The following is a 21,389-nucleotide window of genomic DNA, read 5'->3' on the forward strand; positions in this document are numbered from 1 at the left end:
CGTGGTGGAACAGATTCTGACGATCGCCCAGTCTGAGCCAGCCGAGGCCGTCACCTTCGCCACGGCGGACGGGATGCTGGGCTCGGTCTGGCTGCTGGTGGCGATCCCGCTGGTCAGCGCGGCGATCCTGCTGCTGCTCGGCAAGCGGGCCGACCGCTGGGGCCACTGGCTCGGCGTGGGCGCCATCGGCGCCGCCTTCCTGCTCGGTCTCACCTACTTCTTCCAGCTTCGCGGCCTGGAGAACAAGCAGGTCGAGCTGAGCCTCTGGGACTTCATGGCGGTCGGCAACCTGAGGGTGGACTTCGGTCTGCTCTTCGACCCGCTGGCCGCGGTCTTCGTCCTGCTGATCACCGGGGTGGGTTTCCTGATCCACCTCTACGCCGTGGAGTACATGGCGCACGACGCGGGCCGGCGACTGTTCTTCGCGTACTTCAACCTGTTCGTCGCCGCGATGTTGCTGCTGGTGCTCGGCAACAACTACGTGATGCTCTACTTCGGCTGGGAGGGCGTCGGTCTGGCGTCGTACCTGCTGATCTCCTTCTGGTACGGCCGGCCGAGCGCGGCCACCGCCGGCAAGAAGGCGTTCCTGATGAACCGGGTCGGGGACGCCGGCCTGGCCATCGGCATCTTCATCATGTTCGCCATGCTCGGCACCACCCAGTACGACGAGGTGTTCAACGGGGTCGGCTCGATGACCTCGACCACGGTGCTGGTGCTCGGCCTGCTCCTGCTGCTCGGCGCGGCCGGCAAGTCCGGCCAGTTCCCGCTGCAGGCGTGGTTGCCGGACGCGATGGAGGGCCCGACCCCGGTGTCCGCGCTCATCCACGCGGCCACCATGGTCACCGCGGGCGTCTACCTGATCGCCCGCTCCAACGCGATCTTCTCGGCCAACGAGACGCTCCAGCTCGTGGTGGTCAGCGTCGGCGCGCTCACGCTGCTGATGGGCTGCATCATCGGCGCGGCCAAGGACGACATCAAGCGGGTGCTGGCCTGGTCGACGGTCAGCCAGATCGGCTACATGTTCCTCGGCGTCGGGCTCGGCGGCGGCGCGTACGCGCTGGCCATCGTGCACCTGCTGGCGCACGGCTTCTTCAAGGCCAACATGTTCCTCGGCGCCGGCTCGGTCATGCACGGCATGAACGACCAGGTGGACATCCGCCGCTTCGGCGGGCTGTCGAAGTACATGAAGGTCACCTGGCTGACGTTCATGATGGGCTGGCTCGCCATCATCGGCATGTTCCCGTTCTCCGGCTACTTCTCCAAGGAGCCGATCATCGTGGCCGCGTTCGAGCGGGAGGGCTGGACGGCCTGGCTGTTCGGCATGGCCGCGCTGCTCGGCGCCGGGCTCACCGCGTTCTACATGACGCGGCTGTTCGTGCTCACGTTCCACGGCCCGAAGCGCTGGACCGAGGACATCGAGCACCCGCACGAGTCGCCGAAGCTGATGACGATCCCGCTGATCCTGCTGGCGATCGGCTCGGTCGGCGCGGGCTTCCTGCTCGCCACCTCCGTGCCGGACTGGCTCACCGCCACCAACGGGCTCGGCGGCGAGAGCGGGGAGCACGCGCCGGTGCTGGCGCACTGGCTGCTCACCGCGCTGTCGCTGCTGGTCACCGTGCTGGGCGCCGGGCTGGCCTGGTTCCTGTTCCGGGGCGGTACGGCCACCGAGCCGCAGCCGGCCGGCGTGGTGGTCACCGCCGCGCGCCGGAACCTCTACACGGACGCCTTCAACGAGGCGGTCTTCGAGAAGCCGGGCATCTTCCTCACCCGGGCGCTGGTGTTCCTCGACAACCGGGGCGTGGACGGGCTGGTCAACGGCCTGGCCGCCGCCGTGGGCGGGGGCTCGGGCCGGCTCCGGCGGCTGCAGACCGGCTTCGTGCGGTCGTACGCGACCTCGATCCTGACCGGCGCGCTCCTCGTGGTCGCGGCGTTCCTGGCGGTGCAGGCGGGGTGGCTGGCGTGATCGACCTCAACGCGGCCGCCCCCGCCGGCGGGCCACGCAGTCACGACGGAGGTAAGGCCGAATAATGTCCAACTTCCCGTTCCTCTCGGTGCTGACCGTGGCGCCGCTGGTCGGCGCCCTGGTGGTGGCGCTGCTGCCACGCAGCCGTCCGGACCTGGCCAAGCTGGTGGCGTTCGGCTGGTCGCTGCTGGTGCTGGTGCTCTCGGTGGTGATGTGGTTCGCCTTCTCCGCCGGCGGTGACCGGTTCCAGTTCCGCGAGTCGTACCCGTGGATCCCGAACTGGGGCGTGAGCTTCACCTTCGAGGTGGACGGCATCGCGCTGGTCATGCTGATGCTGATCGCGATCCTGGTGCCGCTGGTGATCCTGGCGTCCTGGCACGACGCCGAGGCGTCGAAGCGCTCGGTGCCCGCCTACTTCGCGCTGCTGCTCGTCCTCGAGTGCACGATGATCGGCGTCTTCGCCGCCGCCGACGTCTTCCTGTTCTACGTGTTCTTCGAGGTCATGCTGGTGCCGATGTACTTCCTGATCGGCAGCTACGGCGGCCACCAGCGGCAGTACGCGGCGGTGAAGTTCTTCCTCTACTCGCTGGTCGGCGGTCTGTTCATGCTGGCCGCGGTGATCGGCCTCTGGGTGGTCGGCGGGAAGACCTTCGACTGGCAGGCGCTGAGCCAGGCGGAGTTCGCCACCGACACGGCCCGCTGGCTGTTCCTCGGCTTCTTCGTCGCCTTCGCGATCAAGGCGCCGTTCTTCCCGTTCCACACCTGGCTGCCGGACGCCGGTGGCGCGGCCCCGGCCGGTGCCGCCGCGCTGCTGGTCGGCGTGCTGGACAAGGTCGGAACGTTCGGCATCCTGCGCTACTGCCTCCCGCTGTTCCCGGAGGCGTCGCGGTGGTTCGCGCCGTGGGCGCTGGCGCTGGGTGTCATCGGCATCATCTACGCCGCGCTGCTGGCGGTCGGCCAGAACGACCTGAAGCGGCTGGTGTCGTACACCTCGATCGCGCACTTCGGGTTCATCGGCATCGGCATCTTCGCCTTCACCACCCAGGCCGGCACCGGCGCGGTGCTCTACATGCTCAACCACGGCCTGGCCACCGGCCTGCTGTTCCTGGTGGTCGGCATGCTGATCGCCCGGCGCGGCTCGGCCCTGATCAGCGACTTCGGCGGCGCAGGCAAGCTCGTGCCGGTGCTGGCCGGCGTGCTGTTCTTCGCCGGTCTGGCCTCGCTGGCGCTGCCCGGCACGGCGCCGTTCGTCTCCGAGTTCCTGGTGCTGATCGGCACGTTCACCGTCAACAAGCCGGTCGCGGTGATCGCCACGCTCGGCATCATCCTGGCGGCGGCGTACGTGCTGTGGATGGTGCAGCGCACCACGCAGGGCACGCTGAACCCGGCGCTGACCGAGGTCGAGGGCATGCGCCGGGACCTCACGCTGCGCGAGAAGGTCGTCGTCGCGCCGCTGATCGCGCTGATCGTGCTGCTCGGCTTCTACCCGAAGCCGGTCACCGATGTCATCAACCCCGCCGTCCAGGCGACCATGCAGGACGTCGGCAAGTCCGATCCCGCCCCTGAGGTCGGCAGCGTCCAGGAGGCCGCGAAGTGAGTGAACTGAAGCTGCCGTCGATCGACTACGCGGCGCTCGCTCCGATCCTGATCATGCTGGGCGCGGCCCTGGTCGGGATCCTGGTCGAGGCGTTCGTGCCGCGTCGGCTGCGCAACGCGGTGCAGCTCGGGCTCGCCCTGGTGGCGATGCTCGCGGCGATCGTGATGGTGATCCTGAACGCGGACGCCCGGCTGATCACCATCGGCGGGGCCATCGCGGTCGACGGGCCCACGCTGTTCCTCCAGGGCGCGATCCTGGTCCTGGCCGTCATGGCGCTGCTGCTCGTCGGCGAGCGCACGGTGGAGCGGGGCGGCGCGTTCGTGGCGCACGCCGCGGTCACCGCCGAGTCGGCCGAGGACCGCCGGCAGGCCGAGGGCGTCGGTGGCGCCACCGAGGTCTACCCGCTGATGTCGTTCGCGATCGCCGGCATGCTGATCTTCGTGGCGGCGAACGACCTGCTGACCATGTTCATCGCGCTCGAGGTCTTCTCGCTGCCGCTCTACCTGCTCTGCGCGCTGGCCCGCCGCCGGCGTCTGCTGAGCCAGGAGGCGGCGCTGAAGTACTTCATGCTCGGCGCGTACGCCTCGGCGTTCTTCCTGTTCGGTGTCGCCCTGATCTACGGCTTCACCTCCGGCATCCCGGGCCGTGGGGCCGGCGTCGACTTTGCCACCGTGCACGCGGCGGTCACCGACTCCTCGTCCAGCCCGGTGCTGCTCTTCGCCGGCATGGCGCTGCTCGCCATCGGCCTGCTGTTCAAGGCCGCCGCCGCGCCGTTCCACGTCTGGACGCCGGACGTCTACCAGGGCGCGCCGACCCCGGTCACCGGCTTCATGGCCGCCTGCACCAAGGTCGCCGCGTTCGGCGCGCTGCTGCGCGTCTTCCACGTGGCGTTCGCCGGGGCGTCCTGGGACTTCACCCCGGTGCTCGGCGCGATCGCGGTGCTGACCATGCTGGTCGGCGCGGTGCTCGCGGTCACCCAGACCGACATCAAGCGCCTGCTGGCGTACTCGTCCATCGCGAACGCCGGCTACCTGCTGGTCGGTGTGCTGGCGCCGAGCCGCGAAGGGCTCTCCGGCACGATGTTCTACCTGGCCGCGTACGGCTTCTCGGTGCTCGCCGCGTTCGCCGTGGTGACGCTGGTGCGCGACGCCGACGGGGAGGCCACCCACCTGTCCCGCTGGGCCGGGCTGGGCCGCCGCTCGCCGTTCTTCGCGGCGATCTTCACGTTCATCCTGCTGGCCTTCGCCGGCATCCCGCTGACCAGCGGCTTCACCAGCAAGTTCGCGGTCTTCGGCCCGGCCCTGGAGGCGAACCAGGCGTGGCTGGTGATCGCCGGTGTGCTGACCAGCATGGTGCTGGCCTTCCCGTACCTGCGGGTCGTGGTGATGATGTGGCTGTCCGAGCCGGGCGAGTCCACCCCGACGGTGACCGTGCCGGGCGCGCTCACCTCGGCGGCGCTGGTCATCGGCGTGGTGGCCACGCTGGCGCTGGGTGTGGTCCCCGGTCCGCTGCTCGACCTGACCACCGGTGCTGCCGAATTCGTCAGATGACCGACGTGATCCCACCGGGGGCCGGTACGCCGTGGCGTGCCGGCCCTCGGCCCGTATCCCCCTCGACGAGCAGGTCGAACGGGTGTGGCATGGTTGAGGACGTGGCGAATCCGGCTGGCGAGCGTTCAGGTCAGTTCGGCGCGCTCGGCCTGCACCTCGCGGACCCGCGCGTCGAAGCCTCGGTGCTGGGCGTGCTCGACCGGGTCGAGACGAGCCTGCGGGCGAGCGTGGCGAGCGCTGACCCGCTGGTGACCGAGGCGTCCCGGCACCTGGTCGAGGCCGGCGGCAAGCGGTTCCGCCCGCTGCTGGTGGCGCTGAGCGCCCAGTTCGGCGACCCGGAGGCCGCGCAGGTCGTCCCGGCCGCCGTGGTGATGGAACTCACCCACCTGGCGACGCTCTACCACGACGACGTGATGGACGAGGCCGCCGTGCGGCGGGGCGCGCCGAGCGCCAACTCCCGCTGGACCAACTCGGTGGCCATCCTGGTCGGCGACTACCTCTTCGCCCGGGCCGCGGACATCGCCGCCGAACTGGGCACGGAGGCGGTACGCCTGCAGGCGCGCACGTTCGCTCGGCTGGTGCACGGCCAGATCGCCGAGACGGTCGGCCCACGCGACGACGACCCGGTCGCGCACTACCTGCACGTGATCGCCGAGAAGACCGGTTCGCTGATCGCCACGTCGGCCCGCTTCGGCGGCATGTTCGGCGGCGCATCGCCCGAGCACATCGAGGCGCTCGCCGGGTACGGCGAGATCATCGGCGTCGCGTTCCAGCTCTCCGACGACCTGCTGGACATCTCCAGCGAGTCGATCCAGTCCGGCAAGACGCCCGGCACCGACCTGCGCGAGGGCGTGCCCACCCTGCCGGTGCTCTACGCGCTGGCCTCGGACGACGCGGACGCGGCGAGCGTACGGCTGCGGGAGATCCTGGCCACCGGCCCGCTGGTGGACGACGCGCTGCACGCCGAGGCGCTCGGCCTGCTGCGGGAGTCCCCGGCGCTCAAGCGGGCGCGGGAGACGGTGCGCAGCTACGCCGAGGACGCGCGGGCCCGGCTGGCCCCGCTGCCCGAGAGCCCGGCGCGCCGCGCGCTGGAGTCCCTCTGCGACTACATCGCCGACCGCACCAGCTGACCCCCGCACCCAGGGCGAGGGCGGTCAGCCGAGCGCGGGGGCGCGGCGGAGCAGGCGGGCGCCGAGCAGCATCAGCACGGCGGCCACGAGCATGGCTGCCGCCGCCGTCAGCCACATCGCCGGGTAGCCGGCCGCGCCGGCCAGCGCGCCCAGGCCGAGCGGGCCCAGGCAGCCGCCCGCGTACACGCCGGTCTGGGTGATCGAGGTGGCGGCGGCCGGGGCCTGCGGGTGCAGCCGGACCACCGCGAAGTTCATCAGCCCGGGCCAGGCCCAGCCGAGCCCGAAGCCGAGCACCACGCCCGCGACCAGCGGCGCGGAGCCGGCCACCGCGAGCAGGATCAGGCCGACCGACCCGGTCAGCAGCATCCCGGCGATCAGCCCGACGTGCCCGTCGGCCCGCCGGTCGGCGAGCCAGCCGACGCCCACCCGGGCCAGCACGCACACCGCGCTGCCGAGCGTGAGCGTCAGGCCGGCCAGGCCGGGGGAGAGACCCCGCGTCGCCGCCGAGTCGACCAGGAACGTGCCCAGCGCGTTCGCCGCGGCCGCCGCCAGCGTCGCGGCCAGCCCGATCACCACGAGCGGGGCGGTGCCGCCGTAGCGGCCCCCGGAGGCGGCCCGGGCGTGCCGGTCCCGTCCGGTCCGGGGTACGGCCGGCAGCGCGGCCAGCGCCGCCCCGGCGGCGACCACGAAGGCCCAGCGCCAGCCGGCGGTGAGCGCGACGGTGGGGACCGCCACGCCGGCCAGCAGCGTCGCGACCGGGATGGCGGCCTGCTTCACGCCGAACGAGAGCCCCTGCCGGTGGGCGGGCACGTGCTCGGCGAGCGCGGCGTTGCTGGCGAGCTGTCCGAGGGCGTTGGCGGCGGCGCTGAGCGCCAGCAGCGTCACCAGCATCGGGTACGACCGGGCCAGCCCGGCCACGGCCAGCAGGGAGGCGGCGGAGAGCAGGATGCCGGCGCGGGCGACGGTGGCCGGGCCGTACCGCTCGACCAGGGCCCCGGAGGGCACCGAGGCGAGCGCGCTCACGCCGAAGTAGATCGAGACGGCCAGGCCCAGGCCGGCCGGGCTGAACCGGAGTTCGTCGCCGAGCTGCACGGCGAGCCCGCCGACGAGGAAGACGGGCAGGACGCACACGATCGTGGTGACGGTGGCGCCGGCGCCCGCCCGGACCGCCCGCCGGGCCGACGCGGGCGCGTCTTGCGAAACTGTTTCAGTCATTGCGAGCACACCCTACGCCCGCACGTTTTGGCTGCTCATCGTGTCCGTCGACCTACCGTCTGTGTCCGGTGATCTGGCATCCTCCATCCGAACAGGCATTTCGCACTCGGCCGGTTTTTCATATGGTGTAAGTCCCCGGCGGCGGAGGTGGTTGTGCGCGACCCCTTGGCGGAACCCTCGGACCTGATCCGCAGCGTGTCCCGCGCGCTTCGAGTGCTCGAGTCGGTCGGCCGTGCGCCGAGAGGGCTCACCGTGAAGCAGATCGCCCGGCGTTGCGAGTTGACAGTCGCCACGACCTACCACCTGGTGCGCACGCTCGCGTACGAGGGCTATGTGATCCGGCGCGAGGACGGGACGTACATCGTGGGGTTGGAGGTGGCCGACCGCTACCGCGAGCTGGTCACCGCGTTCCGCGGGCCGCCCGCGGTCGGCGAGGCGCTGCGCCGCGCGGCGTCGGACACCGGCTGGAGCCACTACCTCGGCCGTTTCATCGGCGGGCAGGTGGCGGTGACCGCCTCCGCCGAGGGGCCGCGCTCGCCCTTCCTGGAAGACCTGGTGCCGGGCTTCGACGAGGGCGCCCACGCCACCGCGCTCGGCAAGAGCCTGCTCGCCACGCTCACCACCGAACAGCGCTTCCGCTACCTGCGCGAGTACGGCATGCGCCCGTTCACCACCGCCACCCTCACCACCGTGGAGGCGTTCGAGGCCGACCTGGCCGCCGGTGACCGGCGCGGCATGCAACTGGAACTCGGGCAGTTCCGGCAGGGCGTGGCGTGCGCGGCGGTGCTCGTCGCCCCGGACAAGGACATCGAGCGCCGGGTGGTGCTGGCGTGCGCGCTGCCGGCCGGCGAGATGATGACGTCGGCCCGGGTGGTCCGCGCGAAGCTGCTCACCGCCGCCAGGTCGATCGCCGACGGCATCGCCTCCGAGAACTGACGAAGGGCCGCCGACCTGGTGGGTCGACGGCCCCTCGCGGAGCGGACCAGCGCCGGACCGCTCCCGGGGCGGGTCAGCTGCCGACCGGGCCGCCGTCGAGGCGCCAGGTGACCACCACGCCGGGCTTGGCGAAGTCGCCGTCCGGCCAGGTGGAGGCCGGGTTCTCCACCGACGCGCCGGTCACCTCGCCCGGGTGCTGCACCGCCACGAAGACCGAGCGGTTGTCACCGGTGATGAACGGGCCGCAGGTCTCCGCGCCGAGCGGCACGGTGAGGAACTGCTTCAGGTGACCTCGCTCCGGGCCCTCCACGGCGGTGGCGAACAGGCCGTCGTTGCTGCCCAGCGCGTTGCCGTCGGTCGAGATCCACAGGTTGCCGGTGGCGTCGAAGGCGACGTTGTCCGGGCAGGAGATCGGCGAGACCCTGGTCTTGTCGTACCCGGCGAAGTACGTCGAGGCGTCGGCCGGGTCGCCGCAGACGATCGGCAGCGACCAGGCGAAGGTCTCGGCCGTGTTGTCGCCGCGGTCCTCGACCAGCTCCAGGATCTGCCCGTGCCGGTTGCTGTTGCGCGGGTTCGCCTCGTCGGCCGGGGCCTTGCCCGCCTTGCCGCGGTCGCTGTTGTTCGTCAGCGCCACGTACACCTTGCCGGTGAGCAGGCTCGGCTCGACGTCCTCGGGGCGGTCCATCTTCGTCGCGCCGACCTTGTCCCCGGCCAGCCGGGTGAACGTGAGCACGTCGGCGGCGGTCATGCCGTCGACGTACGAGCGGTTGCCGCTGACCAGCTTGATCCAGCGCCCCCGGCCGCCGAAACCGCCGTCGGCCGGGAGCTTGCCGGAACCGTCGATCTCGGCGGCCGGGCTGTCCCCCTCGATCCTGGCGACGTAGAGCGTGCCCGACTCCAGCAGCGTCAGGTTGTGCCGCCGGGCCACCGAGGACTTGCCCGGCATGAACTTCTTGTCCGACACGAACTTGTAGAGGTAGTCGAAGCGCTCGTCGTCGCCCATGTACGCGACCACGCGGCCGTCGCGCGCCACGATGACGTTCGCGCCCTCGTGCTTGAACCGGCCCAGCGCGGTGTGCTTGCGCGGCTTGGACTGCGGGTCGAACGGGTCGATCTCGACGACCCAGCCGAACCGGTTCGCCTCGTTGGGGTGCCGGGCCAGGTCGAAGCGCTCGTCCGCCCGGTCCCACTTGCGGCTGCCGCTCGGGTAGCGCACGTCGGTCGGGATGCCGTAGCGGGTCAACTTCGCCTTCTGCTCCTCGGCCACCGCGTCGCCGCCGACGAAGTACTGGTTGAAGTTCTCCTCGCCGGAGAGCACAGTGCCCCACGGGGTGACGCCGCCGGCGCAGTTGTTGAGCGTGCCGACGACGGTCCGGCCCTTCGGGTCGGCGGCGGTACGCAGCCACGCCGACCCGGCCGCCGGGCCGGTCATCTCGAACTTCGTCGCCAGCGCCGTGACCCGGCGGTTGTACTCGCGCCGACCGCGCCGGACCGGCTGCCACTGCCCGGTGTTCTCCACCCGCTCCAGCTCGACCACTGACATGCCGTGCGCGGCCATCGCCACCCGCACCTGCTCCACGGTCAGCGCGTCCTGGCTGGTGAAGCCGGGGAACATGAGGTCCTCGTTTGTGTACTCGTGGTTCACCACGAGCAGCGCGCGCCGACGGTCGATCGGCAGCACGCCGACGAAGTCGTTGTTGTAGCCGAACTGCTTGGACTGGGCGGCGGCGGTCTGCCGGCCCAGGTTGAACGCGGGCGCGCCGGGCACGACCTCGTCACCCCAGCGGATCACCACCGAGTGGTCGTACCCGTTCGGCACGACGAGCGTGTCGAGCTTGTTCGGCGGGATCGGCTTGAACGTCAGCGCGCCGCTGCCGGGACGACCCGCGCCGGTGGCGGCCACCCCGCCCTCGCCGGGCACCGGCGGAGCGGCGGGGGCGGCGGCCGCCGGGGACCCGGCCAGCGCGCCCGCCGCGGCGCCGCCGAAGCCGAGCACCAGCGCGCCGACCGCGCCGGCCCGGACCACGCCGCGCCGGGAGATCTCGGTGTCGACCACGTCCCCGAAGTACGGGTTGTCGGTCGGGTTGGGCACCGGGTGGTCGCAGGCGTTGCCGCACCGGTACAGACAGGTCATCGCGTCGCGGCTGCCGTGGCGGGTGCCACCGAGCAGCGGAAGCAGGCGAGGCCGGTCGCTCATGAGGTGGAGCCTCCAGATCGGACGAGGGGGAAGGCGCACGGGCGAGGGAGCCCGCGCTCACCCGCCGGACGCTGCCAGGGCGCCGTGAGCGGCGGTCGGCCCGCAGCTGAACCGGACGTGAACAGCTCCGTCGTGACCTGCGGCTGAACCGTTCGGCGACACGGCACGTATGGAAGGGCGTACACATCGCCGGTCTCCCCGCCGCCGGAAGCGAGGTACCGCCATCAGCGACCACGACGCCCAACTGCTGCGCGCGCTGCACGACGAGCATGCCGACGCGCTGTACGCGCACGCCCTGCGGCTGGTCAACGGCGATCGGCCCCGCGCCGAGGACCTGGTGCAGGAGACGCTGCTGCGCGCCTGGCGGCACCCCGAGTCGCTGGACCCGCGACGCGGTTCGGTACGCGCCTGGCTGTTCACCACGGCGCGGAACCTGGCCATCGACGCCTGGCGGCGGCGCTCGGCCCGGGTCGGCGAGGTGTACACGGACGAACTGCCGGAGACCGCCGAGACGGTCGACGAGACGGAGCGCGCGGTGGAGGCGTGGACCGTGGCCGAGGCGCTCAACCGGCTCAGCCCGACCCATCGGGAAGTGCTCGTCGAGTGCTTCTACCAGGGGCGTTCGGTGGCGGAGGCGGCGGCGCGGCTGGGCGTACCGCCCGGCACGGTGAAGTCGCGTACCCACTACGCGCTGCGCTCACTACGGTTGGCGCTGGCCGAGATGGGGGTGACCGGATGACACGCTGCGAGTTCGCGCACGACGACGGGGCGTACGTGCTCGGTGCCCTCGCCCCGGCGGACCGGGTCGCCTACGAGCGGCACCTGGCCGGCTGCGCCCAGTGCCGGGAGGCGGTGGCCGAGATCGCAGTGCTGCCCGGCCTGCTGGGCCGGCTCGACCCGGCCGGCCTGGAGCAGTTCCTGGAGGTCGGACCGGAGACGTCGCGGGTGCCCGCGCTGCTCGACGCCGCGCGGGAGCGCAAGCGCCGCGAGCGGTCCCGCTCCCGCCGCCGGTACGCGCTGACCGCGCTCGCCGCCGCCGCGCTCGCGGTGCTGGCCGGCGTCGGGGTGGCGCTGGTCCAGCCGTCGGCCGAGCCGTCCACGCCGCAGGTGGCGTTGACCTCCATGCGGCCGGTGGCCGGGACGGTGCCGGTGCACGCCGAGGTGGGGCTGACCGAGACGCCGTGGGGCACCGAGGTCACCATGCACTGCGGCTACGACAGGCGGGCCGGGCACCGGGAGGCGTACACGTTCCGGCTGGTGGCGCACGGCCCGGACGGCGCGACGGAGCAGATCGGCTCCTGGCTCGCCGCCCCCGGCGACGACCTGCGGTTCTCCGGGGTAACCCGGTTCACCAAGGGTGAACTGGTCCGCCTGGAACTCCTCCGAGGCGCCAATTCCCCCGTCCTGGCCTACGACTTCCGCTGACCGCCGTCCCCTCCCCGTTGATCTTGCAGTTGCGGCCCTCGGCGCGGGTGATTGGTCCCTTTCGCCGGGGCGGTAAGTGCAAGATCAGCGGGACGGGGTGGGTGCGGCGGCCGGGGTGGGGGTGCGGGTGGCCTGGCGGGTGCGGTGGGAGTGGCGCAGGGCGTCGGCGGTGAAGACCATCAGGGCCAGCCACACCAGCGCGAAGCCGGCCAGCCGGACCGCGGGCATCGGCTCGTGGAAGATCAGCACGCCGCAGCCGAGCTGGAGGATCGGGGCCAGATATTGCAGCATGCCGACAGTGGACAGCGGCAGCCGGTTCGCCGCCCCGGCGAACAGCAGCAGCGGGATCGCGGTGGCAGCGCCGGCCAGCACCAGCAGCGCGGTGTGCCCGGCCGAGACGTGCCCGAACGTCGAGTCGCCGCGCGCCGACAGCCAGCCCAGGTACGCCAGCGCGGGCAGCGCCAGCACCGCCGACTCCACGAACAGCCCTTCCGTGGCGGGCAGCGCGAGGCGCTTCTTGACCAGGCCGTACCCGGCGAAGCTGAACGCCAGGGTGAGCGCCAGCCAGGGCAGCCGGCCGTAGTCGACGGCGAGCACCGCCACCGCGAGCCCGCCGACGCCGAGCGCCGCCCACTGCGCCGGGCGCAGCCGTTCGCGCAGCAGGAAGACGCCGAACAGCACCGACACCAGCGGGTTGATGAAGTACCCGAGCGCCGTCTCCACCACCCGGCCGGAGTTCACGCCGTAGATGTACGTGCCCCAGTTGACGGCGATCAGCGCGGCGGCGAGCCCGATGCCGGCGAGCGCCCGCGGCCGCCCGGCCAGCCTGCGCAGGAAACCGGCGTGCCGCGTGGCGGCCAGCAGCAACGCCACGAACGCCACCGACCAGAGGATCCGGTGCGCGAGGATCTCCATCGGCCCGGCCGGGCGCAGCAGCTTCAGGTAGATCGGGAAGAAACCCCAGATCAGGTACGCGCCGACGCCGTACAGGTAGCCGAGCCGGAGCTGGTTCACCGCTCCACCGTAAGTGGTGGATCTGTCTGCTGATCCTTATCGGTGACCGGCGTCACCCGCTGATCCAGCTCCATCCACCGATCCGGCGCGACCGGGCGGAAGCCGAGCTTCGCGTAGACCCCGTGCGCGTCGAGCGTCGCCAGCAGGATCCGGCGTACGCCCAGCTCGGCCAAGTGGTCGCGGACCGCGCCGGCCAGCCAGGTGCCCAGCCCGCGACCGCGCTCGGCCGGGTCGACGTAGACGTCGCAGAGCCAGGCGAACGTGGCCCGGTCGGTGACCACCCGGGCGACAGCGACCTGCCGGCCGTCACCGGGGCGGTAGACGCCGAAGCCGATCGAGCCGGCGAACGAGCGCGCGACCGTCTCCCGCTCCCGCCCCCGCGCCCAGTAGGCGTCGCCGGCGAGCCAGGCGTGCACCCGGTCCAGGTCGATCCGGTCCGGGTCGGTGCTGATCTGGTAGCCGTCCGCGCGGGTCACAGTGAACACCCGCCGACGCTAGCGCCGACACCCGGGCCGCTCGCCAGCCAATTCCCTCCTGGTGGACCCGGCCGGTCGCCGTCGCGCCCGGCCGGGACCGGGGGTGTCAGTCGCGGTCGAGGACGGCGCCCAGGATCCAGGTGACGATGCCGACGAACAGCGCGCCCAGCACCGCCTCCGGCCAGAACCCGTCCACGTGGAAGGGCAACCCGGCCTCACCGGCGATCCAACTGGTGAGCAGGAAGAGCAGGCCGTTCACCACGAGCGCGATCAAACCGAGGGTGAGCAGGTAGAAGCCGCAACCCACGGTCTTGATGATCGGCTGGAGCACCGCGTTGACCACTCCGAAGATCACCGCGACGAGAACCAGCGTGATCACCGTCTCGGTGGCCGACCCGGAGTCCAGCGATATGCCGGGGATGAGCAGCGTGGCGAGCCAGAACGCCACTGCCGTCGAGCCCACACGAATCAGAAGACCCTTCAGGAAATCCATGGCCGGGATCGTGCCACGGACGTACCACCAGGGAAAGCAGCGTGACGCCCCCCGCGCGCCTCAGCGTCGCACCGGGCGACCGACCAGTTGCGACTCCACAGGCGTCGGTGAGAGCAGCGCCCACCGCAGGGCCCGCCGGTTGACCACCGCCACCATGTCGTCGCGGATGCGGGTCAACCAGTCGGCGGATCCGCCGAGCCCGAGCGCCGCTCCGGCCAGCGCCGCCTCGTCCGGGTCGAGTGGCTGCAGGATCGCCAGGTCGGCGCGGGCCAGCGTCGCCGTGTCGGCCGCGGTCAGCTCGTCGCGGACCACGAGCACGGACTGCCAGGCCGCGTCCGTCCCGGCCTCCGGCGGCACCGGGCCGACGTCGACCACCACCAGCAGCGGGCACAGCGGTGAGGCGGGCGCGCCGCCGGGCGGACGCCCCGGCGGAAGCAGCGGTACGCCGCCACCGAGCGTCCCGACGCCGCGGACGAACGGCTCCCAGGCCCGGGGACGGCCGGTCTGCACCGCCACCCGGGCGCCCAGCGCCAGCGCCCGCAGCACGAGCAGTTGAGCGGCCGGCACACCGCCGATCAGCAGCACCCGTGTCGGGGCGGGCCGGAACAGGCGCACGGTGAGCGCGGCGCCGTGGCGGTTGGCGCCCACCATCAGACCGGCGGTGGCCGGGGGCAGTTCCAGTGCGGGCGGCGGCGACCCGGACCCACCGGTCACCCCGAGCGGCAGCGTGGCGGCGAGCCCGGCCAGGTGCTCCCCGTCGAGCCGGCGCAGCTCCCCGCCGACGTCACCGGCGACGCGCCGAAGCGTCCGATCCACCGCCGACAACTCGTCCGCGCTGCCGGCGGCGACCCGCACCGCCAGCTCGGCCGGGGCCGGATTCGTCCCGGCGCGGGGTCCGACCGTCAGCGCGACGGTGGTGGCGGTGGCGGGCACCGCGAGCAGCCGGGTGACCAGCCCCGGGGAGGGCTCGCCCCGCGGATCGGGCCACCGGCGCAGTCGCCAGGTGGCCTGCGCCAGCCCGCCCACGGTGAGCAGCGGCCACGTCTCCCGGACCGGGGCGCCGGGCTCGTGATGGGCCAGCTCTGCGATCACCCGCAGCGCCGCGTCCCCGCCGAGCGGCCGGGCGGTGAGCGGCCCGAGCCGGCGGACGATCCGCCGCAGCGTGCCGGAGAGCGCCCGCAGCAACTCCTCGTCCGGCCAGCCGTCCGCCCGCAACACCTGGACGGCCAGGACCGCGCGCGTCCGCCCCGGCACCCGGCCGTCGGTGAGCTGCCGGTAGGACGTCCCGGCGGGACCGCCCGCGACGGCCGGCACGGGCGCGGGGGAGGACGAGAAGACGAGCTGCAACCGGACCGCTGGGGCGTCCGGGCCGCTCGGCGGGAGCAGGTCGGACGGTACGGGCAGCCGGCGCGCGTGGTCACCGAGCAGGTCGTCCGGGTCGCCGAGTTCCAGCAGCGCGGTCAGGCCGGCGGCGTCGTGCAGCACCGCGGCCGGACCGCCGGCCAGCTCGGTGGAGCCGGCCACCGCCCCCGGCCGGACCAGTTCCAGCAGCGCCGCCGGATCGGCGGCCGACGGCAGGGCGCGGCGCCGGGTCAGGTACGCGACGGCGGTGACGAGCCATTCGTGCAGCCAGCGGCCGCGTACCCGGATCCACGCGGCCGGCAGCATGAGCGCGGCGGTGAGCAGCGCGGCGGCGGTCGCCACGAAACCCCGCCCGGCGGCGGCCACCAGCACGGCCGCCGCGACCTGTGTCGCCACGACCTGACCGGCCCGCTGCCGCGCGCCCGGCCGCCGTGTCCACAGTGGCGCGGACGCGGCCGGCCGGGTCGTTGTCGTCGCGGCCACCGCACCTCCTCGCCCGGGTCCCGCTGTGACGTCACCGTGGCACATCGTAATGGCCGAGTTGTCCACAGGGGAGCCCGAGGGGGTAGCAGAACCGGAGTGGGGCGGCTACCGTCAGCGACGAAATCGTCGAGTCGCGTGTCCGCCGCCGCCTGGTCTTCCCCTCCACCGGCCCGGGCGCCCCCGGCGAGTCCACGGTGGTCACCGGGGTGACCAGCCACGACCGAGGAGACGAGGTGACGTCCGGGATGTCCCAGACCCAGGCAGAAGCCGCGGTGATGCAGCAGACCGCCGCGAAGTTCGAGCAGGTCGACCAGTCGCTGCAGACCATGCTCAGCGGCCTGATGGCCGAGCTGGAGGTGCTGCAGCAGGCCTGGCGGGGCGCCGGAGGGCGCTCGTTCGCGCAGGTCAAGCAGCAGTGGGCGCAGGACCAGGCGGCCCTGCAGCGGGCGCTGCGGGAGACCGCCACCGCGATCCGCACCGCCGGCCGGCAGTACGACCTGTCCGACACCGAGGCCGCCGGCCGGGTGGCGGGCACCAACCGCGGCATCCAGCTGCCGCTCTGACAACCGGAAGGATCGAACTCATGGAGCACGGTGTGCTGGTCGTCAACTTCGCCGCCCTGCAACAGGCCGGCGCCGACATCCAACGGGCGCTGTCCACCCTGGAGAGCCAGCTCGGCCAGTTGGAACGCGACGCCGCCCCGCTGGTGGCGAGCTGGAACGGCGCCGCCCGCGAGGCGTACGAGGTGCGGCAGTCCCGGTGGCGGGCCGCCTCGCAGGACCTGCAGGCGATGCTGCGCGACATCAAGCTCGCGGTGGAGGATTCCGCGGCCGACTACCTCGACACCGAGAAGCGCAACACCAACCTGTTCCAGTGAAGCGTCCCGTGCGGCCCGGGTCTGCCGATCCGGGCCGCACGGCGGTTCAGGCCGGGTCGGCCGCCCGCCAGCGGCGCCGTGCTCCGCGCGGCAGCACCAGGGCGAGCGCCGCCACGAGTGCCACGGTCCCGCCCACGACGGCGGCGGTCAGCAGCGCCCGGTCCCGGGCCGTCCCGCGGCGAGCCTCGCGGGCCAGCGCGGCCGGATCCGGCCGGTCGGCGGGCAGCGCGGCGCCCGGCCGGGGCCGGGAGTCCACCACGCCCGCCGACTCGGTCACCGCCCGGTACGGGTTGAGCACCCCCGCTCCGTAGCCGGTCTCCCGTCCCGGGGCCGGGTCGGCGGCGGCCACGATCCGGGCGGCCACCTCGTCCGCGCTCAGCCGGGGCCGGTACTGACGCAGCAGCGCCGCGGTGCCGGCCACGAACGGAGTGGCGTAGCTGGTGCCCTCCGCCCGGTGGTGTCCCTGGCGGGGCGCCGCCATCAGCACCTCGCTGCCCGGGGCGACCACGTCGACGTACGGGCCGGTCTGGGAGAACGCCGAGCGGGTGCCGTCCGGGCCGATCGCGCCCACCCCCAGCACGCCGTCGTACGCGGCCGGGTAGGGCCGGGGATCGCCGTTGTCGTGCAGGTTCCCGGCGGCGGCCACCACCACCACGTCCTGTCGCAGCGCGTACGCGACGGCGGCGCGCACGTCGGGGTCGTCCGCGTACAGCACGACCGACAGGTTGAGCACGTCGGCGTCGTGGTCCACCGCCCACCGGATCGCCCGGGCGAAACCGGCCGCGTCGACGGTACGCCCCGACTCCCGCCCCTCGACCACCTGCTGCTCGCTCACCCGTACCGGCAGGATGCGCGCGTCCGGCGCGAGGCCGCGGAACGCGACGCCGGGCTGCGGGGCGGCGGCGACGATGCTCGCGACACCGGTGCCGTGCCCGGCGCAGTCCCGGGTGCCGTCCCCGCCCGGGTCGAGGAAGTCGGCGCCGGACAGGACGCGCCCGGCGAGCTGCGGATGGGACCGGTCCACGCCCGAGTCGATCACCGCGACCACGACTCCGGCGCCGGTGGCGAGCGGGGCGAGCCGGTCCGGGGCGTACCGCTGCTGCGGCCACGGCTGTTGCGCGACCGGCCGCGCCGGGGCGGGTGGCGAGGCGCAGCCGGCCGGCGCGCGAGCCGCCGCGGGGGCGACCGGAGACCCGACGGCGAGGAGCGTCGCCAGGGCGGCCACGGCCGGGTGCGCGACAGGCCGATACATCGACGACCTCCGTAACGTGTCGGCTCCGGGACGGGATGTTATCGCCTCGTGGACATCGGGGCGGACCGTCGATGGCCAGAAGTCCTGATCTTGCTGCCACCTTGTAGGTTGTAGGCGATGCCTGTGGCCTGTTCGCGGAAGGAGAGGTGGCCGTGACCGGATGGGAGCCGGCCACCGAGGCCGAGGTGGCGATGCGGGACGCGCTGCGCGCCCAGGACCAGCAGCAGTACTTTCGGGTGCTGACGCGCGTCGATCTGTTTCTGCCGGTCGCGGGCGGCCCGGCCGGCGGATGGGGCACCTGGACCTCCGGCGGCCGCACGCACGTGCTCGCCTTCACCTCCGCCGCCGCGCTGCGGGCCAGCCTGGGGGAGAACGCCGGCACGGCCCGCCGTGTCCCCTACCCGGAACTGGCGGACGGCTGGCCCAACCCGGAGTGGTGGCTGGCGGTCAACCCCGGGCTGCCGATCGAGGGCTACCTGCCCGCCTGGTACGTCGCTCAGCTCTCCCGGGGCGACGTCCGGCTGCCGGGGCGGACCATGGGCGCTCGGGCCCGGCTGGAGCGGGTGGAGGGCGCGGCCCGGAGCGCTCGCAACGGCGTACCCGATTCCGCGCCTCGCCCGTCCGCCGTACCCGTCCCGCCGGCCGCCGTCCCGCCCCCTGTCGTTCCGGCTCCCGCGGTTCCGCCCGCAGCCGTTCCGCCTCCCGCGGTGCCGCCTCCGGCGGTGCCGGGCGACCGGGGCGGACGGCGGACTGCGGACGACGAGCCGCCGACGGTGCCGGTACGCGGCGGTTCGGTGCTGGGGCGGCGGCTGCCGACCGTGCCGCCCCGCCGCCGGGAGCCGGACCGGGACAGCCCGGGCCGCGCCGACCCGGGCGACGAACCGGGTACGGACGCCCTGGACGGCTGGCTCACCGACCTGCGCCGCCGCCCCGACGAGCCGGACCCCTTCGCCGCCGAGCCCGCGTCGACCGACGAGCCGCCGCCGACCCCCACGCCACCGCCACCGTCGCGGTCCTTCTTCGAGCCCGCCTCCGGTCGCTCGGCCCGGCGCCCGTCACCGCTGGACGCGCCACGGCGGGCCGCCGACCGGGCCACCCCGCCGACCCGGTTCGCCGGTGGCCAGCCGTTTCCGCGTCGCCGTCCGCTGAACGAGCCGGTACGGGAGGACCCCACCCAGGCGTTCGCGGCGCAGGCGGACGAGCCGCCTCCGGCGCTCCGGACCGACGAGGCGACCCAGGCGTTCCGGCCGAGCCGCCCACCCGAGGACGCCATCGGGACGCTGCCCCGGCGTCACTCCGGCCCTGCCACCCCCGCGACGGACACGTGGGCCGACCCGGTCGGCCCCGACCGGGAGGCCCCGCCCTGGAACGCTGCCGAGGACCCGACGGAGGCGCTGTCGCCCTCGATGGCCGAGCCGGTGTCGAGCCCGCCCGCGCCGCGCCGGGACTTCACCCCCATCGTCATCGAGGGCACGGTCATCGAGGCCCGCGACCTGACCGAGCCCGATCAGCCCTGGTCCGCGCAGTACGCCGACCCGGTGCGTGCCGTGCCGGCCGATCACGCGGCGGCACCCTGGGCCGGTGACCCGACCGCGCCGCTCCCGGCCGACCCGCTGCTGACGACCGGCGACGAGACGATGAACCTCACCGAGGCCGCCCACACCGTTGCGCCGGCCGAGACGGCGCCGTTCGACCGGGCCGGGCGGCTCGACGATCCGACGGTGTCGTTCACCTCGACGGCCGAACCCACGGTTTCCCTGTTCGAGGCGCACACGCCGGCTGCCGAGCCGACCACCTCGCTGTTCGCGCCGACGCCGCCCGAGCAGACGGCGGCCCTGTTCGCGCCGGCCACCGCCGGGGAACAGGCCACCGTGTCGCTCTTCGAGCCGGCCGCCGACGCCGAGCCGGCCACGCAGCCGGCCACCGAGGCCGAACCGGCGGCCTTCGACGACTCCGTCACCACGTCGCTGTTCGCGCCGGGTGAGCCGACCGTCGCGCTGTCCACCCCGCACGAGACGCCGGACACCTCGGCGCCGCCCGCGCCCGTGGCGGAGCCGGCGCCGATCGACGGCGACCCGGTGAGCGCCGCCGCTCCGGCCGACTTCGTGCCGGCGAACAACGTGGAGGAGGAGTTGCTGGCCGCCGCGGGCAGCGGGAGCACCGACGGCTTCCTCACCACCCTGCTGCTGGCCCGGGTGCTGCTGCCGGCCGCGCCCGACTCGGCCGCGGGCAGCCGGCCGGGTGAGCCGGGGTTCGTCTGGCACACCGAGCCGGTGGACGGCGAGACGTCCGTCTCGGTCTACACCTCCCCGGAACGCCTCGCCGAGCACGCCGGAGACGCGGTCGAGACGGTACGGGTCAAGTTCGTCCAGCTCATTCGCAAGTGGCCGGACGTGTCCTGGTCGTTCCGGGTGAACCCGGACAGCCCGGTCGGCGCGACGTACCCGGGGGAGCAGGTTCTCGCGCTCGCCAACTGGGCGGCCGAGGTGGGCCTCGGCGACGACCCGGAGCCGGCCGCCGCGCAGCAGCCGGCGGAACGACAGCGCCCGGAGGCGCCGACGATCGCCGCGAACCAGCCGGTGACCATGCAGAAGGCGATCGCGGCGAGCCAGCTCGCGTACTACCTGGAGCGTGGCTACGACCGGGTCTCCGGCTTCGTGCACCGGGCCGGGGAACTGGCGCACCTGAACAGCCCGGCGGAGCTGTACCGGGCGCTCGGGCTCGGCCACCCGGGTTCGCCGTTCTCCCCGGACGACGAGGAGATCTACCTGCTGCGCTGGCCGGCCTACCGGCCGAGCCTCTACCGGATCCCCTACGGCGGGCCGAACGAGGCCGCGATGCGGGCGATGGAGGGCTGGGTGATCGAGCGGCCGCCGTTCCGCGGCAACGGCTTCGCTCCCGGGGAGAGCAGCGACGTGATCGCCGAGTTCAAGGTGGACAGCGCCCGCCTGCCGCACGGCGCCGAGCTGTGGCGGCTCGGCGCGGACGGCGCCACGCGGCTGGTCGCGGTCCTGGACACCGACGCGCTGGTCTGGCGGAAGGCGGACGAGGCGTGACCCGCGACGGCTACGTGGCCCGCTGGCGGGGGCGGGAGTACCAGGCCAGCCCCGACTGCGACGACATCCGCCTCTACCAGCCCGGCCCGGAGGAGGGGTTCACCGAGGTACGCCCCGGCCGGTACGTCCGGGTGGTGCCGGCGGCCGAGGTCGACGATCTCGCGTACGTGCGGACCACCTGCACCTGGCAGGGACAGCCGTTCATCGTGCTGGCCGAGCACGAGGGCTGGCTGCGGCTGGAGTACACGGGTGGGCGCTGGCCGGTGGCCGAGGCGATGGGGCTGGAGGCGTTCGACTTCGGCGTCTACCAGGGCTGGGCGCCCGCGACCGAGGTGGCCGACCTGGGCGAGCAGCGGGTCTGAG

The 21,389-nt window shown here is 73.6% G+C and carries 18 protein-coding genes; 11 read left to right on the forward strand and 7 right to left on the reverse strand.

The window, feature by feature from the left end; genetic code table 11:
• Window position 1 precedes the first annotated feature (1 nt).
• The 4 genes from nuoL to A4R25_RS26340 all read left to right on the forward strand — a co-directional run bounded on the left by nuoL (window position 2) and on the right by A4R25_RS26340 (window position 6,240).
• Window positions 2-1,963 carry an NADH-quinone oxidoreductase subunit L gene (gene nuoL / locus A4R25_RS26325; protein WP_064448433.1) on the forward strand — a complete coding sequence of 654 codons (1,962 nt, stop codon included), beginning with the start codon at window positions 2-4 and terminating at the stop codon, window positions 1,961-1,963.
• A gap of 64 nt (window positions 1,964-2,027) precedes the next feature.
• Complete coding sequence (locus A4R25_RS26330) at window positions 2,028-3,560, forward strand: NADH-quinone oxidoreductase subunit M (RefSeq protein WP_064448434.1); 1,533 nt, start codon at window positions 2,028-2,030, stop codon at window positions 3,558-3,560.
• Window positions 3,557-5,110 (forward strand): NADH-quinone oxidoreductase subunit NuoN, encoded by a 1,554-nt coding sequence (gene nuoN, locus A4R25_RS26335; protein WP_043327299.1) that lies wholly within the window; start codon window positions 3,557-3,559, stop codon window positions 5,108-5,110. Before A4R25_RS26330 ends, nuoN begins: the two co-directional genes overlap by 4 nt.
• A gap of 89 nt (window positions 5,111-5,199) precedes the next feature.
• Complete coding sequence (locus A4R25_RS26340) at window positions 5,200-6,240, forward strand: polyprenyl synthetase family protein (protein WP_043327297.1); 1,041 nt, start codon at window positions 5,200-5,202, stop codon at window positions 6,238-6,240.
• Between the two features lie 24 nt (window positions 6,241-6,264).
• Here A4R25_RS26340 and A4R25_RS26345 read toward each other — a convergent pair whose 3' ends face one another.
• Window positions 6,265-7,455, reverse strand: coding sequence for an MFS transporter (locus A4R25_RS26345; protein WP_064448435.1), 1,191 nt, complete (start codon window positions 7,453-7,455; stop codon window positions 6,265-6,267).
• A gap of 153 nt (window positions 7,456-7,608) precedes the next feature.
• On the opposite strand from A4R25_RS26345, the gene A4R25_RS26350 reads away from it, so the two are divergent.
• The gene (locus A4R25_RS26350) at window positions 7,609-8,391 is read left to right on the forward strand and encodes an IclR family transcriptional regulator (RefSeq protein WP_030503712.1); all 783 of its coding nucleotides are present in this window, start codon (window positions 7,609-7,611) and stop codon (window positions 8,389-8,391) included.
• 73 nt (window positions 8,392-8,464) lie between these two features.
• On the opposite strand, the gene A4R25_RS26355 is transcribed toward A4R25_RS26350, so the two are convergent.
• Window positions 8,465-10,588 (reverse strand): PhoX family phosphatase, encoded by a 2,124-nt coding sequence (locus tag A4R25_RS26355; protein ID WP_064448436.1) that lies wholly within the window; start codon window positions 10,586-10,588, stop codon window positions 8,465-8,467.
• Window positions 10,589-10,757: 169 nt separating this feature from the next.
• Here A4R25_RS26355 and A4R25_RS26360 point away from each other — a divergent pair, with 169 nt between their 5' ends.
• Together A4R25_RS26360 and A4R25_RS26365 are read left to right on the forward strand one after the other, a co-directional pair.
• On the forward strand, window positions 10,758-11,327 hold the full coding sequence (locus tag A4R25_RS26360; protein ID WP_036343884.1) for a sigma-70 family RNA polymerase sigma factor: 570 nt from the start codon (window positions 10,758-10,760) through the stop codon (window positions 11,325-11,327).
• Window positions 11,324-12,013, forward strand: a complete 690-nt coding sequence (locus tag A4R25_RS26365; protein ID WP_064448437.1) for an anti-sigma factor — start codon at window positions 11,324-11,326, stop codon at window positions 12,011-12,013. The genes A4R25_RS26360 and A4R25_RS26365 overlap by 4 nt, the downstream gene beginning before the upstream one ends.
• Before the next feature lie 84 nt (window positions 12,014-12,097).
• On the opposite strand, the gene rarD is transcribed toward A4R25_RS26365, so the two are convergent.
• The 4 genes from rarD to eccE all read right to left on the reverse strand — a co-directional run bounded on the left by rarD (window position 12,098) and on the right by eccE (window position 15,841).
• On the reverse strand, window positions 12,098-13,027 hold the full coding sequence (rarD, locus tag A4R25_RS26370) for an EamA family transporter RarD (RefSeq protein WP_064448438.1): 930 nt from the start codon (window positions 13,025-13,027) through the stop codon (window positions 12,098-12,100).
• Complete coding sequence (locus tag A4R25_RS26375) at window positions 13,024-13,512, reverse strand: GNAT family N-acetyltransferase (RefSeq protein WP_064448439.1); 489 nt, start codon at window positions 13,510-13,512, stop codon at window positions 13,024-13,026. Before A4R25_RS26375 ends, rarD begins: the two co-directional genes overlap by 4 nt.
• 97 nt (window positions 13,513-13,609) lie before the next feature.
• Entirely contained in the window at window positions 13,610-13,996 is a 387-nt protein-coding gene (locus tag A4R25_RS26380) for a phage holin family protein (protein WP_030503717.1), read from the reverse strand.
• A 60-nt stretch (window positions 13,997-14,056) separates the two neighbouring features.
• Window positions 14,057-15,841 carry a type VII secretion protein EccE gene (eccE, locus tag A4R25_RS26385; protein ID WP_064448440.1) on the reverse strand — a complete coding sequence of 595 codons (1,785 nt, stop codon included), beginning with the start codon at window positions 15,839-15,841 and terminating at the stop codon, window positions 14,057-14,059.
• A 245-nt stretch (window positions 15,842-16,086) separates the two neighbouring features.
• Here eccE and A4R25_RS26390 point away from each other — a divergent pair, with 245 nt between their 5' ends.
• Window positions 16,087-16,404 carry a WXG100 family type VII secretion target gene (locus tag A4R25_RS26390; RefSeq protein WP_030503719.1) on the forward strand — a complete coding sequence of 106 codons (318 nt, stop codon included), beginning with the start codon at window positions 16,087-16,089 and terminating at the stop codon, window positions 16,402-16,404.
• Between the two features lie 20 nt (window positions 16,405-16,424).
• Entirely contained in the window at window positions 16,425-16,718 is a 294-nt protein-coding gene (locus A4R25_RS26395) for a WXG100 family type VII secretion target (protein WP_043327280.1), read from the forward strand.
• A 46-nt stretch (window positions 16,719-16,764) separates the two neighbouring features.
• Here the strand turns inward: A4R25_RS26395 and mycP are convergent, their stop codons facing one another.
• Window positions 16,765-17,970, reverse strand: coding sequence for a type VII secretion-associated serine protease mycosin (mycP, locus tag A4R25_RS26400; protein WP_043327278.1), 1,206 nt, complete (start codon window positions 17,968-17,970; stop codon window positions 16,765-16,767).
• A gap of 152 nt (window positions 17,971-18,122) precedes the next feature.
• Here mycP and A4R25_RS26405 point away from each other — a divergent pair, with 152 nt between their 5' ends.
• Window positions 18,123-21,026, forward strand: a complete 2,904-nt coding sequence (locus A4R25_RS26405; RefSeq protein WP_064448477.1) for an SseB family protein — start codon at window positions 18,123-18,125, stop codon at window positions 21,024-21,026.
• Window positions 21,023-21,388 carry a hypothetical protein gene (locus A4R25_RS26410; RefSeq protein ID WP_064448441.1) on the forward strand — a complete coding sequence of 122 codons (366 nt, stop codon included), beginning with the start codon at window positions 21,023-21,025 and terminating at the stop codon, window positions 21,386-21,388. Before A4R25_RS26405 ends, A4R25_RS26410 begins: the two co-directional genes overlap by 4 nt.
• Window position 21,389 lies beyond the last annotated feature (1 nt).

This window comes from Micromonospora sp. NBRC 110037, from assembly GCF_001652995.1.
In the GTDB taxonomy this organism is placed as follows: Bacteria; Actinomycetota; Actinomycetes; order Mycobacteriales; family Micromonosporaceae; genus Micromonospora; species Micromonospora chalcea.

Bases quoted from the DNA above. Each gene is read 5' to 3' on its own strand.
- A4R25_RS26390 (WP_030503719.1), top strand. From the start codon at position 16,087: ATGTCCCAGACCCAGGCAGAAGCCGCGGTGATGCAGCAGACCGCCGCG.
- A4R25_RS26340 (WP_043327297.1), top strand. From the start codon at position 5,200: ATGGTTGAGGACGTGGCGAATCCGGCTGGCGAGCGTTCAGGTCAGTTC.
- A4R25_RS26355 (WP_064448436.1), bottom strand. From the start codon at position 10,588: ATGAGCGACCGGCCTCGCCTGCTTCCGCTGCTCGGTGGCACCCGCCAC.
- A4R25_RS26345 (WP_064448435.1), bottom strand. From the start codon at position 7,455: ATGACTGAAACAGTTTCGCAAGACGCGCCCGCGTCGGCCCGGCGGGCG.
- A4R25_RS26330 (WP_064448434.1), top strand. From the start codon at position 2,028: ATGTCCAACTTCCCGTTCCTCTCGGTGCTGACCGTGGCGCCGCTGGTC.
- A4R25_RS26380 (WP_030503717.1), bottom strand. From the start codon at position 13,996: ATGGATTTCCTGAAGGGTCTTCTGATTCGTGTGGGCTCGACGGCAGTG.
- A4R25_RS26360 (WP_036343884.1), top strand. From the start codon at position 10,758: ATGGAAGGGCGTACACATCGCCGGTCTCCCCGCCGCCGGAAGCGAGGT.
- mycP (WP_043327278.1), bottom strand. From the start codon at position 17,970: ATGTATCGGCCTGTCGCGCACCCGGCCGTGGCCGCCCTGGCGACGCTC.
- A4R25_RS26365 (WP_064448437.1), top strand. From the start codon at position 11,324: ATGACACGCTGCGAGTTCGCGCACGACGACGGGGCGTACGTGCTCGGT.
- A4R25_RS26395 (WP_043327280.1), top strand. From the start codon at position 16,425: ATGGAGCACGGTGTGCTGGTCGTCAACTTCGCCGCCCTGCAACAGGCC.